This is a genomic window from uncultured Holdemanella sp., assembly GCF_958348295.1.
Taxonomy (GTDB): Bacteria; Bacillota_I; Bacilli_A; order Erysipelotrichales; family Erysipelotrichaceae; genus Holdemanella.
Genome location: NZ_CATVYQ010000006.1, coordinates 14,505 through 27,866, shown reverse-complemented (window position 1 = coordinate 27,866; position 13,362 = coordinate 14,505). Strand labels below are relative to the sequence as shown.

Sequence of the window (13,362 nt, the reverse complement as noted above, 5' to 3'; positions counted from 1 at the left end):
TTGATTATCTAGTTCTTAATCCTGAAGAGGCAGTATGTGAGTGTGAATAAGCTTTTTTTGGATTCCAATTAACACTGAAATCAGTACTAGATTTACCGTTTTGCCCAGATACCATTGTCGAACCATCATAAATAATAGCACCGCTTATATAATTATTAGTATTGTATGCTTTTCCAAATAGCCAATAACTTCCAATTGAATCCAAACACGAAGCTTCAGCAGTTCCGTATTGCAAACTGATTTTGGTGTTGTGAGGAATATTTTTAGTATCCGCTAATATTGAAAATGGGAAAGCAAGTGTGATTATAGAAAGCATGATTATCGAAAGTCTCTGTAGTTTTTTCATTTTCTCCTCCTGTTATTCTTTCTTTAGTTTGTATTACATAATCAATAGACAAAAATTCACCATTAAGTTCTTATTTAAGTATCTTCTGCTTATTTTGACGATTAAATCAGTTGATTTTGGTTCTATTATATTTTTCTATACTTTGTCTATATCTGGCACGCTATAACGATAATAAACTCAGAAGATACGATATATTTTGAGACTGAAAAATATATCTACTGATTTTATATCAATCGTAATAATCTTTATAAAACTACTTCTTAACACCGGTAAGCAGTGGATTTTTAATACCAATTTTTTTGGACCAATGACTACATTCTGAGATAAACTATTCCTCATATAAATCTTTCGTTTTATACAAGCAGTACAGTTTTATAGCCATAAATTAGTTGATACACAAATAAGCTACATTCATAAAAAATATTAATACATAAAATTTTATTGCTTTCTGCTCAATAATCTATATTCTTTTAAATTATTATGAGAATGCTAGATAACGTTATCTTTACATTAATTTTCACATAGATATGCTAATAATGTCAAGATAAAAAGCATTAAAATGAATCATTTTTGGGAGTTTAACATTCCAATAGTAAAATAGTCAAACGTTGTTTAGATAAGGCTTTTTTACATTTTTGATTTTAGCTAGTTGAGTACGAAGTGCAAAACAACAAAAGCGTCAGCTATGTGGTGAATAGAACGGATGAGCAAGCCCATCCGTTCTATTCAAAATGTTAATAATTTTAGTAACAATAGTTTTTCATCATTTAAAATATACTTGTTAATAAAATATTTGGAGATGATAATTTCCCGCCACTTTTACTTTGGGTTAGCAAACACCACTCCACCATATATAGATCTTAATTGATCTAACGTATATGATTTTGTTTGCCAGTCCTTTTTTGCGTCTTGAAACGTATTTGTAATGCCATCAAGATTACCTTCTTGAACAGTTATAGTATTATCTTTTACTGCAATGACTATACCAACATGATTATGTCCAATAGCAGAGAACACTGCACCGGCTTTTGGCGAAGAAGATCGTTCGAATTTATCAGGATGTGCTGCTATCAATTCCCTAACACAACTGCTTCCATCGCCGCTAAAACCTGGATCATAACCATATAATTCATAAAATCGTCCCCAAGCAAACCATGTACATTGTCCATATAATCCAGCCTGTGCATAAGGATTCTTTGTCACCCAGGCTTCTAGATTATTAAAATTAGGATTAGTACCCCCTCTAAAAGTGATCCCTACATATCTCATAACATGATCAACGTAAGAAGGATCTCCATAGCCGGATACATTTAACTCTTGCTTTTTATTATCAGAAAACTGTTGCGCATTATATTTAGAATATCCACCAAAATTATGAATTGCCCATTCAATATAGCCAGAGCCATAATTATATCCTTGCAAAGCCAAATATATGCGTTCCGTATCGGATGAATCCTTTACTTTTGCTTTCTTTAAACAATCTGAAAAAGTATGTGTTCCTACTTCAATAGAATACTCAGGATTCGTAATTCCATTAGGTACTCTAGGATATTTTGTATTATACCCTGACTCGCTTGCCTGCATTGGATCATTCCCTTTTCCTCCTGACTCCTGCATCATAATTGCCTGTAATAATGTGACATAATCCTCAATATCATATTCTTTTGCATATTTTCGAATTGTATCTTCATACGCAATGACTTCTTCACTTAGAGAAACAATTTCACTACTTGATCCACCATCCTGTGCCAGCACACTAAATGTTCCAATAAATAGAGTAACAACAAGTAATAAAATCAATCCTGTTCCAAAAGAAAAAAGTGTATTCATCGCTGATACACTCTTCTTAACAATATGAAATGATTTCTTTATAGTATGTGTTGTATTTTGGACAATAGGCTTGGAAACAAATTGTTCTGTAGATTTTTTCATCTTTGAAGCATTCACTTTATTCACAACATGCTTCTTTGCCTTGGATATATATGATATTCTCTGTGGATGAATATCATGATTTGATTCAATAATCGGTTTCTTATTAGCTGATTTGATCTTATATTCATGATGCTTTTGCTTAATAAAATTAGTAGTACGATGTTTAGATTCAATTACAGTTTGTTTTGCTGCAACACTTACTTTATTTGTAGCCTGTACCTGCGGATTGGATTTAACAGAAGCCTCCTCTTTTCTATCAACATTTTTATTATGAATTGTTTGCTGTTTAATGAAATGTTGAATATTTCCCTTTGTATCTTTTGTTTTAATAGCTTGCATTTTTTGCTTTGTCTTAATATCTCTCAAATTCGTCAACTCCTTTGTATGTAAAAAAGCAGGACTGTATAACTTACAATCTTGCATATAACTAATCTAATGAAACAAATTCAGTTTCAACTGATGAAGAGATTCCGTTGACCCATTGATTTAAGAAAAAATCATTTTTCTTTGGAAATTCATCTATTAATTTGTGTCCTCGTTTGATTTCTATTTCTTCAGAAAAAGCTGTATTATCTTTTTCAAAGTAGATATCCTTAGTTTCTAAATGAAATATAATTGCTCTTGTTATCAACATTTCATAGATTTCATTAGAAATTTTCACTTTTTGAAGCTCATTTACTAAAGTGATTTTCTTCACTATTTCATTAACTGGAGTATCGATTTGGTTTGTATCCTCAAAAAAAGAGTGAATGTCATTTGCATTTACTTCTTTAAATGTCCATAAAGCTATATCATCTACTGAATCAAAGTATTGAATAGATTTTTGCTCATTTCGTAGTTCGAATGTTTTATCATCAATATAGATTCCTACAATTCCTGTTGCACCGTTTGTATACTCAAATGAATCACAACGATACTTCTTGAAACACTTACCAATTAATGGATTAAAATCGGATTCGTTCAATCTAAAATCCTGTATTTGGACATTCTTATCCGTTCCTTTTATTGCATTCTTTTCCTTAGAAATTTTGATTTTTGAATTATTCATTATATCCAACTCCCATCAAAGTATTTCTTAAACAAATTTTATCATATTGAATCAGTTAATTGAAATAATAAGAAATGCGCTGATGTATAGGTTTATATAGATCCGAGTTATAAAATTTAGGAAACTTATTCACAACAAATATAATAAAAAGTTCCCTGAAATATATTAGTTCATTAGAAGCTTTCGATCCCCAGGCTTCGTTGTATTGAGATCGTACAATAATCCTTTTGGCATCTTATTCACAAAAGGAACAATGGAACCTCCATACTTGATTAATCCAGATCCAGTTGGTGCATTTGTAATGTATCCCATCTGTTCTTCTGAAATATTTAAAAGTCTAGCTAAATCTTCTCTATCGTTGGCAGATTGATTCAACATGACAATAAATTCAGAGTTCGACAACATGCTTGTACCTTGCTGAGAAGAGAGAAGATATTTAACATTTTGTGTAATACCCGTTGGATAGGCATCTCTTTTACGGAATTGTCTCCATGCAGATGCAAAGAAGGTTGCACTTTCTTCATTTTCAAAGATAACATGAATCTCATCAATGAAGACATGTGTACGTTTTCCTTTTCTCCAATTTTCATTGACACGGTTGATAATGGCATCCGTAATCACAAGTAATCCCATCGTTTTTAATTGTTTTCCTAAATTAAAGATATTGAAAGATAGGATTCTAGATTTGATATCTACATTGGTTTCATGGGCAAAGATGTTCAAGGATCCATTTGTAAATAATTCAAGCTTAATAGCTAATGATTTAGCTTCTGGTTCACTTTGTTCTAATAATTTATTGTAAAGATGCTTTAGTGTAGGAACATAGTTATTTTTCATGCAATCCTGATAAACCAAAGATACACAACGATCGATAATAGAACGATCAATAGGGGATATACCACCATGATTCGTATCTAACTGTTCGAATAAAGACATGATAAATTGAGATTTATCTGCAATCGCATTACCACTATCTCCATATCCTTCTGACATATCCATGGCATTAATATAATCTTTACTGTTCGTTCCAATACGAATAATCTGTCCTTTCATCGCTTTAATGATTGGATCATATTCGCCTTCTGGATCCGCAATAATAATATCGTCATTCGTAGACAGAATTAAGAATTCAATTTCTTCTTTTGTAAGAAAAGATTTACCTGATCCAGGAATACCTAATACAAAGGAGTTTGGATTTTGTAATAAAGCTTTGTTACAAAGAATCGGATTGTTGGTAATGGCATTCTGTCCATACCAAATACCACCTTTCTGCATAATTTCATGGGCTCTAAAGGGAATAAATACAGCAGCACTTTCTGTAAGCAGGGTACGAGTGATATTGAGTTTGTTGACTCCAATAGGAAGGGCTGTTTGTAGACCATCCAATTGTCTTTTTGAAAAGTATAGTGTTTCAAGTTCACAAACATATTTTCGAGCCACTGCTTTTAATGTTTCGCTATCTTTATCCAGTTCTTCTAATGAATCGGCAAGATGAACAACCGTAATATTACATAGCATCATTCTTTGATCTCGTACAATTAAATCATCCAAGAATTCTTTACATTCCTTACGTTGTAGCTCCATGTCATAGGGGATAATGGCTGAGAAGTTATTGTTACGATTTTGCTTCATTTGCCAATCCGTAATATTCTTTTCTACACCCAAAAACTTGTTTTCTACTTCACGAACTGCTTCATCAGTAGGAATTGTAATAATGTCCATAGAATACATGAGATTCTTGTTTAAATCACAAAGTTCGGATACAAATTCATCCTTTAAAAAGCCAGGATAATTGCTTAAATAAAGAACTCTTCCAAACTTATCATCAAATTCAAAATATTTGTTGTGGTATTTACTCATTCTAGGCGTAATCAAATCCTTAAAAGAATGACCTTTCTTAGCCAAATCATTCATGTCGAGAGAAAACTCTTCCGTTTCACTACGATAAAAATCATGAAGCATTTTTAATCGTTCTTCCGCATTTAATTCAATGCAAGAAGAGCCAAGACGTGCAAATAGGGTAGAGAATTCAGTGGTGATTCTAGAAAAGGTGAATCTTGCTTCTTCTATACTGTTTTTAAAAATTGTTACCGTAATATATTTTTCTTGAACAATGTCATCACTTTCGGATAACTTATCTAGAAGCATATTATTGTATTCTTCTCGATATGGATCTAAGTTATCTTGTTTTAACGGAATCAAGATATCCTCTTTAAACTTTTTAATATCCACTTTTCGATTGTTGATAGTTATCTTTGTCATAACAGAAGAATCAAAAGAATTCAGTAAATCACTATAGCTTAAAAAGAGATTATTTTTATCTTCACCAGATGCAATCTTATAGTTGATATCTAAGAACCTGTAACTCTTTGTATATTTATTACCAGATTTAAAAATACCATCCTTATAGATTGTATCTACCGGGATGGTATCCTGAACAATTCTAGGCACTCTTATTTTTTCTTTGTTGAGCTTTTTCAATCTTTCGTAGCTTTTTATCATGTACAATCGACTCCTTTCTTGATTGTTTAATCGATGGTTCCAATATTTCGTAATATAGATTAAAAGGTGTATTGATTAAGTTTCTTGTTGATAAAAGAAAAGAAGATATTGCCATCTTCACAATATCTTCTGTATACATACCTTGAAATCTAATAAAGCCAAATGCTGCAAATGGTGTAGCACCAAGCATACATAGCCAACTGGTAACTTCTGTACCAAGTCTTTCTTTGAATAAAAAATACAAACCACATGCAACAGCACACGCTAGTATCGAAAAGATAGTTTGACGTAAAGATAGGCCAAGAAGTATGCTTTCGGTATAATCTCGTATTTCCTTGTTGATCTTAATTTCAAAATTAGATTTCATCTGCTTCTCCATCATCAAATGGAACAGAAGTCGCAAATAATATGTTTTCTACCGGTATTACAATATCTCCATTATTGCTATGAACAACTACCTTATCTTCTTCATGTTCAATCTTATACATAATCTTTTGATTCATAGGTAAATTCAATGGTTCTTGAATTTGAATCGTATCTCCTGTTTTTAAAATAATTTGATTTAATATAGTTTCTTTCATATAAGTTCCTTTCTTGCCAAAAAGGCATAATAAAAGCAGAAACAGCTTGTTTCTGCATATTTATAATTGGTTTTCATTTCTAAAAGTTTGTAACATATGTTTTAACTTAAAAAAGTTATCCCATTCTTTATCAAAAAATTCCATTTTCAATCCTTCGATTTCATGTAAATACGGTTTGATATCTGCACTTTTATCATACTTAAATGTTAGCCAATTTTGCTCAGCGTAATATTTAAAATGCTCAAATTCCATTTTCGAGTCAAAAATAAGAATTGATTCTATAAATCTATCATGTGCGTACTTATCATTATACGGTGATCGATAATAAAAATTGTGAATAATGTATGGTAAAGATCCTTTGACAAAATATTTAAAATATATGGTGTTTTCATTGAGATGGTAACCATCTAAATGAAAATATCCAAATTCTGGAGCAATAGTAAAATAATTGAATCCATCTAAACCAATCCCTGAAAATTCTAATAATGATGTGCTCATATATTTCAATTGTATAATTCCCCAATGAGGATTATGATTGCATTGATTAAAGAAATAGTATTCATATCCATCTCTTTCGTCTTGTTCAAAGTCGATTGAATATTCTGGATATAGATTATAGTACAAATGGTCTTCACTACTACTTTGTGACCAATTATCTTTATCTAAAAGATAATATCGAAATTTTTCAATAGGTGTATCTATCATATGAAATCTCTTTTTCCATAAATATTCGACATTATTGATATCTGCACTTTTATCTTTTGGTGTATTTGTATCTTGAATTCTTGTGTAAATACTATTTGCTTGTATTTGTTGAAATCTCTCTGCCAAATAGAATGGAGTATTATAGGAATTTTCAACCACAATAACATCTATAGTTGCATCCCCATAATCTAATATTTCCACATGAACAGATGGCCGAGTACCACCAGCAAATTTTTTATCTTTTAGAAAGTCTACTAACATTTGAGTATTTTTTCTATTTGAGTCTTTAGAAACATCAATAAATCTAAAATTATTTTCTTCATCAATTCCAACTATTATATAAGCATCTCTATTTTCCAAATTATTTGCCATGCAAATAATATCATGCAACAAATCACATTTATCGGAATACCATTGCTTTTTGAAATCCCAATAAGATCCTTCATGATGTAAATTGATTAATTTTAATATCTCTTCATGAAACACATAATCACTCCTTTTTAAATATAATTATATATTCTAAGTATATCATCATAGATGATTTGAAATATATATTTACAAAAATATTGAAAGTTACAATCCCATCATCTCCTTTACTATACGATCTGACATCTTGATTGTTCCTACAAGAACTAACATATTGAATATTAATTCTCCAATGTAGCTCCAAATCATAGATACACTAGATGCTGTTGAATCTACTACTGGCGGACTTGATGCAAAGGCAGAGAAGATAATACATGCAAGGACGATGATAGCTCCTTCTAAACATACTCCAGCATAACTTTTAATAAATGTAAAAGCGATATTTTGCGTGCTTTCTCCTGCAGCTGCTGCAAGTGGGATTGGAGATATAGCTGTATACATGTATAGTTTAAAGAATCTTCCATATACTGTTAAAATCATCACGAAAGATAATATTGTGATAAATATAGATCCTAGTAAGGTCACAGCCCATAATGGGATAGATTCTAGAAAACCAGTATTACTTACTGCATCTACAATTTCTTGTGGAATCACTGTTTCGTTAGATACTCCAAGTCCTACAGTTTCTGTAATCGATTGGATAATTCCTTGTACGATTTCAAATATTTTTGTCATAAGTTCCATTCCATAAAGCACTAAAGTTCTTGCGATGATAAATCTAAGAAATAGTTTGAAGGCTTGTTCTGGTCGTTTAACATCTTGCCAACTTGTACAGGTTCGTATTAATCCCCATACAAAGAAAAGTACAAGAAGGGAAAGTCCAATTGCTTGTAGGCCTTCATGTACTTTTACAATGATTTTCCATATATCACCACCTTTAAATGACGCTGGTGATTCAGTAAGCAACAACCATATTTCAGCCAGTTTAGAATTCCAAGTATTAATGGCACTTGTTAGGTTATCGATGATTCCATCCATACATTAACCTACAATAATGTTTAAAATCTCTTTCGCAAACGTAATAATAATTCCACCAGCAACTGTCATAAATCCATTAGCCCTTTGGCTTGGATCATGGCTTTTTAAAGATAAACCAACCTGTACAATTCCAAAGCCTAATAAAATCATTCCGATAGCTCGGATGAGTCCAAACATAAAGTCACTGAAGTTATTGACTACAGTAACTGGATCATTAGCTGCATAGATGGGTGTAGTAAAGTTGGTAATGAGTATTAATGCCACATAAGCATAGAATAATACTTTTCTAATTGTTTTTATTTTCTTCATTTTCTTCAATCTCCTTTAAATATTTTTCTGTTTCTTCTTGATTTAGCAATTCATATTCATTATCTGAAAGAATAATATTCTGCCAGTCATCAATGAAATGATGTGCTTGTCCATGAATATAAGGCTCTCGTCCTCCATCTAGTGTTTGTTTAATATTTGGATGTTTTAACAAATCATACTTTTGATCTTTGATTGGTCTTTCACCCTTAATAAAAAGAAGTCCGTAATTGTTATCCAATAAACGAACTTCATCCGCTGTTAATAATTCTCTTCCTGTCTGCTGATAGTTGGTTGAATAATTTCCACTTCTTCCTGAAGATTTCCCAAAGGTATTGGTATCTAAGGTTTCTTTTCCTAATAATTCACTAATATATTTATGTGTACTTTGTTCATTACCACCAAGATAATAGGTTTCATCACAGTTACCCACAATGGATTCCCAACTGTCTTTATATAAGGCTTTGATCTGTGCTAAGTTTTGTAGAATAATCGACACAAAGATTTGTCTGGAACGCATGGTTGAAAGCAATTTATCAAATTCATCTGGTAGGGCAACATTGGCAAATTCATCCATTAAGAAATGTACGGGTATTGGTAGTTCTCCACCATGTACATAATCCGCCTGGTAATAAAGCATTTGAAACAATTGTGTATACAACATACCTACAATGAAATTAAAGGTGGAATCGTTATCAGGGATAATCGCAAACAAGGCTGTTTTTCTTTCTCCAATTTGTTCTAGTTCCATTTCATCATACTTAGTAAGTGATGCCAGTTCTTCCAAGTTAAAAGCAGCAAGTCTTACACCAACTGAAATCAAAATCGATTTTGCGGTTTTACCTGCTGCCTGTTTATATATTTTGTATTGTTTTAATGCTAATGAATTAGAATCTATCATTTCCAGTCTTTTAAACAATTCATCCAAAGGACTTTCATAATCTTCTTCATCCTCTTTGACTTCTGCATAATTGAGCATTTCCATAACCATAGTAAAGTTCTGCTCATCTTCTGGAGCATAATGGTATAGATACAACATCAGAGCTTCCAATAGTGCTGTTTCACTCTTTTCCCAAAATGGATCATTTGTCGAAGATCCTTTGGGTGTCGTATTACGAATCAGATTCGTGATTAATTTAAGAACATCTTTATCACTTTGAATATAGTGAAATGGATTATAGCCAAGTGATTTTGACATATCGATTAAATCAATGACCTTTACTTCGTATCCATTTTCTTCCAATAGATATCCAACACTACGAATAATTTCACCTTTTGGATCCAGAACGACAAAGCTTGTATTACACTGCATGATGTTTGGCTTGGCATAAAATCTTGTTTTGCCAGCACCAGAACCACCAATAACCAGTGTATTTAAGTTTCTACGATGTTTCTTGCCATTTAAACCCATTCTTACATTTTGAGAAAAGACTTTATTCAACAAGTAATTCTTATCGGCATATTTCTTACATACTCGAAAAGGATTAGCCCATCTAGCGGATCCATATTCTTCATTCCTTCGATAGTTTTTGGATGAAGATAAATAGATACCAAATGTAATTCCATATGTTAGTGAACATAGGCCTATTGATTTTAAAGTGTTATTTGTCCATTTGATTTGAAATGGATGGGATATGGCTTCATTTAAATTGGGTAGGGCATATAGTAATCCTTTATCCATGTGTGGAGCGATTAATAACCCAAACCAAATTACAGGAACGATTAACAGTATTAGAAATACAATTTCATCTTTTCTTTTATCAATACATATCACCTACCTCTGTTTAAGCTCATTGATTTATCAGAATCAGCATCACATACTTTGACAATCAATGAATCTAGAAAATCATAGTTCTTTTGAGCTAATCTTTGTTTATCTCTAAGATCTGCAAGAGCACGCACAATGATTCTTCTTTCTGTATCATCAACTTGGAGTTCAATCATTTCATCATTTTGTTTCTTAAACCAGTTACGCATATTTGTTATCTCACTTTCTTTTTTGATTTCTTTCTTACTGGATATTTTGGTGCAGAAGATTTTAATTGTTGCTGCTTAATATCTTTTAATTCCTGACGGACAGAAGGTCTATCCATAGTAGCTGTTGATTTTTTTCTTTCGACGGTTTTCTTCTTGTTTTCTTTCCTCAATGTTTTTGAAGATGGCTCGAACGGAGTACCGTCCTTGCTTGTCCGAGCCTTGTCGGGGTTTGGTTTCTCATCCATTAATTTGGATAATAATGCATCATGCTCCTCATCACTCATTGGCTTTATATCCTTTTGTGATAAGACAGATTCACGAATAGCTTTTGTATCAATGGTTGCCAAATCAAATTTATCTACCATCCTAGATATCTTAGATGCATCTTCTGCTTTGACCATGATATCTACAATTCCATCTGTATTATTCTTTTCTTTTAATACAGAATAGAGGACACCATAGTGTTTAGCTTCTATACAGAACTTTTCTAAATCCTTATGATGAATCGCAAAAACTTTTAATTCTTTTCCAGACTTTAATAAATTATCTAGATTTGTTTTCCCTTTGATTTTCTTATTATCTGTAATGATGGCATACAAGGTAACAGCTAAAGATTTTGCAGCTGTTCCACCAGCTTTTAATCCAATTTCAGCAGCTACCTGAATACCTTCTAACGTCATTTTCATCATCTGATCCGCCGTATCGGAACTGTTCATAAATTCAAGCTCCTTTCGTATTCTTTTTGTGTTTGCATACGCTCCGTTTCTAATGCGTTTACCATTTTTAGTTTTTCTTCAATATCAGGTACTCTCTTTTCTATATCTTCGCATAATCGGATTTCCTTTTTCCCATGTGCAATTTTAGAAGTGAATGTATCTCGATCTTGCTCTAATTGTTGTTTTAAATCATGATTACGACATCTTTTAATCTTGTTGTAAATGGATCTTCTTTGATTCATCCAGTTTTCTATTTGATTGTTTAATTCCAATTTAAAAGCAAGCACATCTTCCACTGTTTCAAGATTGTGCTTGCCAATGAATGTATTTTCATCTGTGATTTTGTCCATATAAATCAAATCCTTTCTAAGTGTTGGACTTGGATATTTTTGTGGTATGCCTTTTGGCTTTAAGATACCTAATTCAAAACAATATCGAATATACATCGCTTTGATTCCTTTTAATTTTCTATGATTGCCTTGATATTCTTTACAGGGAATAACATCTGGAACAGATGATTGCATAGGGAATAAGAAGTTACTGTTGATACGTTCCATCAGATGTTCTTCATCATACCGATTATCACGAGTTAATTTATAAAAGCGGAATGTACGCTTGGATTGAGGGTGTTTTAAAGTCCAATGCTTTCCACTAAGGTTAACAACATACCCGATTTCTTCAAGTGCAGCTTTAAACTGTTCTGGAGTTCTTGCATACAATAAAACAGAATCTACATCGTAACGAATAATCTTACGAAAATAGATTCCATCGTTTTTTTCGGCATTCCATTCACCATAATTCATTGCTTTTGCTTCCGGCTTTGTGATTGTAGTTAAACCATGTTCTTTACAGATGGCATCATTGATTTCTCGAAAGTGATCAATATCCGCTTTTTTATTGTCATACTTTTTACCATCTACCCAAGAGACGGAATTAACGACAAAATGATTATGCAAATGTTCCTTGTCTAAATGAGTAGAAACAACAACTTCAAATCGATTTCCCCACATCTGTTTAGCAAGTTGTACACCAAGTTTATGACATTCATCAGGTGTAAGTTCTCCTGGTTTAAAAGATTGCACCGCATGAAAGGCGAGTCTTCCATCCATTTTATTGTAGGAAAGCTTTGTATTCATCATTTGCGATAATGCGGTTTTAGGATCACAATTGATTCCGGTAATGTATTCTTTTTCATTAGTCTTATAGCCTTGTGTTGTATAGGTTAATACTTCCTTTAATCCATCACTCATTTCTTCTTTTGTCTTATCCGGATTTTTAATGTACTTAAGGACACGATTCAAATCATCTTTTACTGCCCATATTTTTGTGATTGCCATAACTCCTCCAAATTAGTAGGTTGTCGAATCAAAATCATAATCTGATTGATTTGGTCTTGTAGTAACTCAAAGTCTTCCTGATATTTTTGAATGCTAGAATGGTTGATTGATATTTGATAGATATCATTAGAGATATTTCTAAGAAGCAAAATTGTATCAATCAATTCTTCACTAGGGGATGCGCGTGGAACTAGACCATTAATAATCATTCTTAGATATGATTCACGAGATAACTTAGATTGTCTTACAAGATGATTTAAGTGCTTTAATTCTTCTTCGGTCATCTTGATTTCAATTCTTTTATTCCTTCTTCTCATATTCTTTACAGGTTGCTCCTTGAATGAACAAAAGAGATGTGATGCCAACAATCATTCCACTAACAAAGGTTAATAAGTTTAGTAATAAATCCATATCCATTTTTGATATTCCTCCTGGTATTGAGTCTTAGGGATAATCCCTAAATATATGTCTTTGGTCGGTCAAAGACGTTGCTTGCTACAAATGTAGA

General features: G+C 32.1%; 14 protein-coding genes. All 14 read right to left on the bottom strand.

Going from position 1 to position 13,362, the window contains the following annotated elements; genetic code table 11:
- Nucleotides 1-4: 4 nt before the first annotated feature.
- A complete protein-coding gene (locus tag Q3907_RS02055; protein WP_301897003.1) occupies nt 5-346 on the bottom strand; it encodes a hypothetical protein in 342 nt (113 codons plus the stop codon).
- A gap of 819 nt (nt 347-1,165) precedes the next feature.
- On the bottom strand, nt 1,166-2,644 hold the full coding sequence (locus tag Q3907_RS02050; protein WP_301897002.1) for a lysozyme family protein: 1,479 nt from the start codon (nt 2,642-2,644) through the stop codon (nt 1,166-1,168).
- A gap of 61 nt (nt 2,645-2,705) precedes the next feature.
- Entirely contained in the window at nt 2,706-3,326 is a 621-nt protein-coding gene (locus Q3907_RS02045; RefSeq protein ID WP_301897001.1) for a hypothetical protein, read from the bottom strand.
- A 165-nt stretch (nt 3,327-3,491) separates the two neighbouring features.
- The gene (locus Q3907_RS02040) at nt 3,492-5,828 is read right to left on the bottom strand and encodes a VirB4-like conjugal transfer ATPase, CD1110 family (RefSeq protein ID WP_301897000.1); all 2,337 of its coding nucleotides are present in this window, start codon (nt 5,826-5,828) and stop codon (nt 3,492-3,494) included.
- Nucleotides 5,770-6,195, bottom strand: coding sequence for a PrgI family protein (locus tag Q3907_RS02035; protein WP_301896759.1), 426 nt, complete (start codon nt 6,193-6,195; stop codon nt 5,770-5,772). Before Q3907_RS02035 ends, Q3907_RS02040 begins: the two co-directional genes overlap by 59 nt.
- The gene (locus Q3907_RS02030; protein WP_301896999.1) at nt 6,185-6,409 is read right to left on the bottom strand and encodes a hypothetical protein; all 225 of its coding nucleotides are present in this window, start codon (nt 6,407-6,409) and stop codon (nt 6,185-6,187) included. The genes Q3907_RS02035 and Q3907_RS02030 overlap by 11 nt, the downstream gene beginning before the upstream one ends.
- A gap of 60 nt (nt 6,410-6,469) precedes the next feature.
- Complete coding sequence (locus Q3907_RS02025; RefSeq protein WP_301896997.1) at nt 6,470-7,600, bottom strand: ATP-binding protein; 1,131 nt, start codon at nt 7,598-7,600, stop codon at nt 6,470-6,472.
- Between the two features lie 87 nt (nt 7,601-7,687).
- The gene (locus Q3907_RS02020) at nt 7,688-8,518 is read right to left on the bottom strand and encodes a hypothetical protein (protein WP_301896996.1); all 831 of its coding nucleotides are present in this window, start codon (nt 8,516-8,518) and stop codon (nt 7,688-7,690) included.
- A 3-nt stretch (nt 8,519-8,521) separates the two neighbouring features.
- The gene (locus tag Q3907_RS02015) at nt 8,522-8,827 is read right to left on the bottom strand and encodes a glutamyl-tRNA amidotransferase (RefSeq protein WP_301896995.1); all 306 of its coding nucleotides are present in this window, start codon (nt 8,825-8,827) and stop codon (nt 8,522-8,524) included.
- Nucleotides 8,805-10,598: a VirD4-like conjugal transfer protein, CD1115 family gene (locus Q3907_RS02010; RefSeq protein WP_367881486.1), complete on the bottom strand. Its 1,794-nt coding sequence runs from the start codon at nt 10,596-10,598 to the stop codon at nt 8,805-8,807. The genes Q3907_RS02015 and Q3907_RS02010 overlap by 23 nt, the downstream gene beginning before the upstream one ends.
- On the bottom strand, nt 10,595-10,801 hold the full coding sequence (locus Q3907_RS02005; protein WP_227994112.1) for a hypothetical protein: 207 nt from the start codon (nt 10,799-10,801) through the stop codon (nt 10,595-10,597). The genes Q3907_RS02010 and Q3907_RS02005 overlap by 4 nt, the downstream gene beginning before the upstream one ends.
- A 5-nt stretch (nt 10,802-10,806) precedes the next feature.
- A complete protein-coding gene (locus tag Q3907_RS02000) occupies nt 10,807-11,517 on the bottom strand; it encodes a PcfB family protein (RefSeq protein ID WP_301896992.1) in 711 nt (236 codons plus the stop codon).
- Complete coding sequence (locus Q3907_RS01995) at nt 11,514-12,854, bottom strand: relaxase/mobilization nuclease domain-containing protein (protein WP_301896991.1); 1,341 nt, start codon at nt 12,852-12,854, stop codon at nt 11,514-11,516. The genes Q3907_RS02000 and Q3907_RS01995 overlap by 4 nt, the downstream gene beginning before the upstream one ends.
- A complete protein-coding gene (locus Q3907_RS01990; RefSeq protein ID WP_301896990.1) occupies nt 12,827-13,171 on the bottom strand; it encodes a hypothetical protein in 345 nt (114 codons plus the stop codon). The genes Q3907_RS01995 and Q3907_RS01990 overlap by 28 nt, the downstream gene beginning before the upstream one ends.
- Nucleotides 13,172-13,362 lie beyond the last annotated feature (191 nt).

Excerpts from the sequence above, each read along its gene's own strand:
- Q3907_RS02045 (WP_301897001.1), bottom strand. The coding sequence starts at position 3,326 with ATGAATAATTCAAAAATCAAAATTTCTAAGGAAAAGAATGCAATAAAA.
- Q3907_RS02000 (WP_301896992.1), bottom strand. The coding sequence starts at position 11,517 with ATGAACAGTTCCGATACGGCGGATCAGATGATGAAAATGACGTTAGAA.
- Q3907_RS02055 (WP_301897003.1), bottom strand. The coding sequence starts at position 346 with ATGAAAAAACTACAGAGACTTTCGATAATCATGCTTTCTATAATCACA.
- Q3907_RS01995 (WP_301896991.1), bottom strand. The coding sequence starts at position 12,854 with ATGGCAATCACAAAAATATGGGCAGTAAAAGATGATTTGAATCGTGTC.
- Q3907_RS01990 (WP_301896990.1), bottom strand. The coding sequence starts at position 13,171 with ATGAGAAGAAGGAATAAAAGAATTGAAATCAAGATGACCGAAGAAGAA.
- Q3907_RS02020 (WP_301896996.1), bottom strand. The coding sequence starts at position 8,518 with ATGGATGGAATCATCGATAACCTAACAAGTGCCATTAATACTTGGAAT.
- Q3907_RS02035 (WP_301896759.1), bottom strand. The coding sequence starts at position 6,195 with ATGAAATCTAATTTTGAAATTAAGATCAACAAGGAAATACGAGATTAT.
- Q3907_RS02030 (WP_301896999.1), bottom strand. The coding sequence starts at position 6,409 with ATGAAAGAAACTATATTAAATCAAATTATTTTAAAAACAGGAGATACG.
- Q3907_RS02005 (WP_227994112.1), bottom strand. The coding sequence starts at position 10,801 with ATGCGTAACTGGTTTAAGAAACAAAATGATGAAATGATTGAACTCCAA.
- Q3907_RS02015 (WP_301896995.1), bottom strand. The coding sequence starts at position 8,827 with ATGAAGAAAATAAAAACAATTAGAAAAGTATTATTCTATGCTTATGTG.
- Q3907_RS02040 (WP_301897000.1), bottom strand. The coding sequence starts at position 5,828 with ATGATAAAAAGCTACGAAAGATTGAAAAAGCTCAACAAAGAAAAAATA.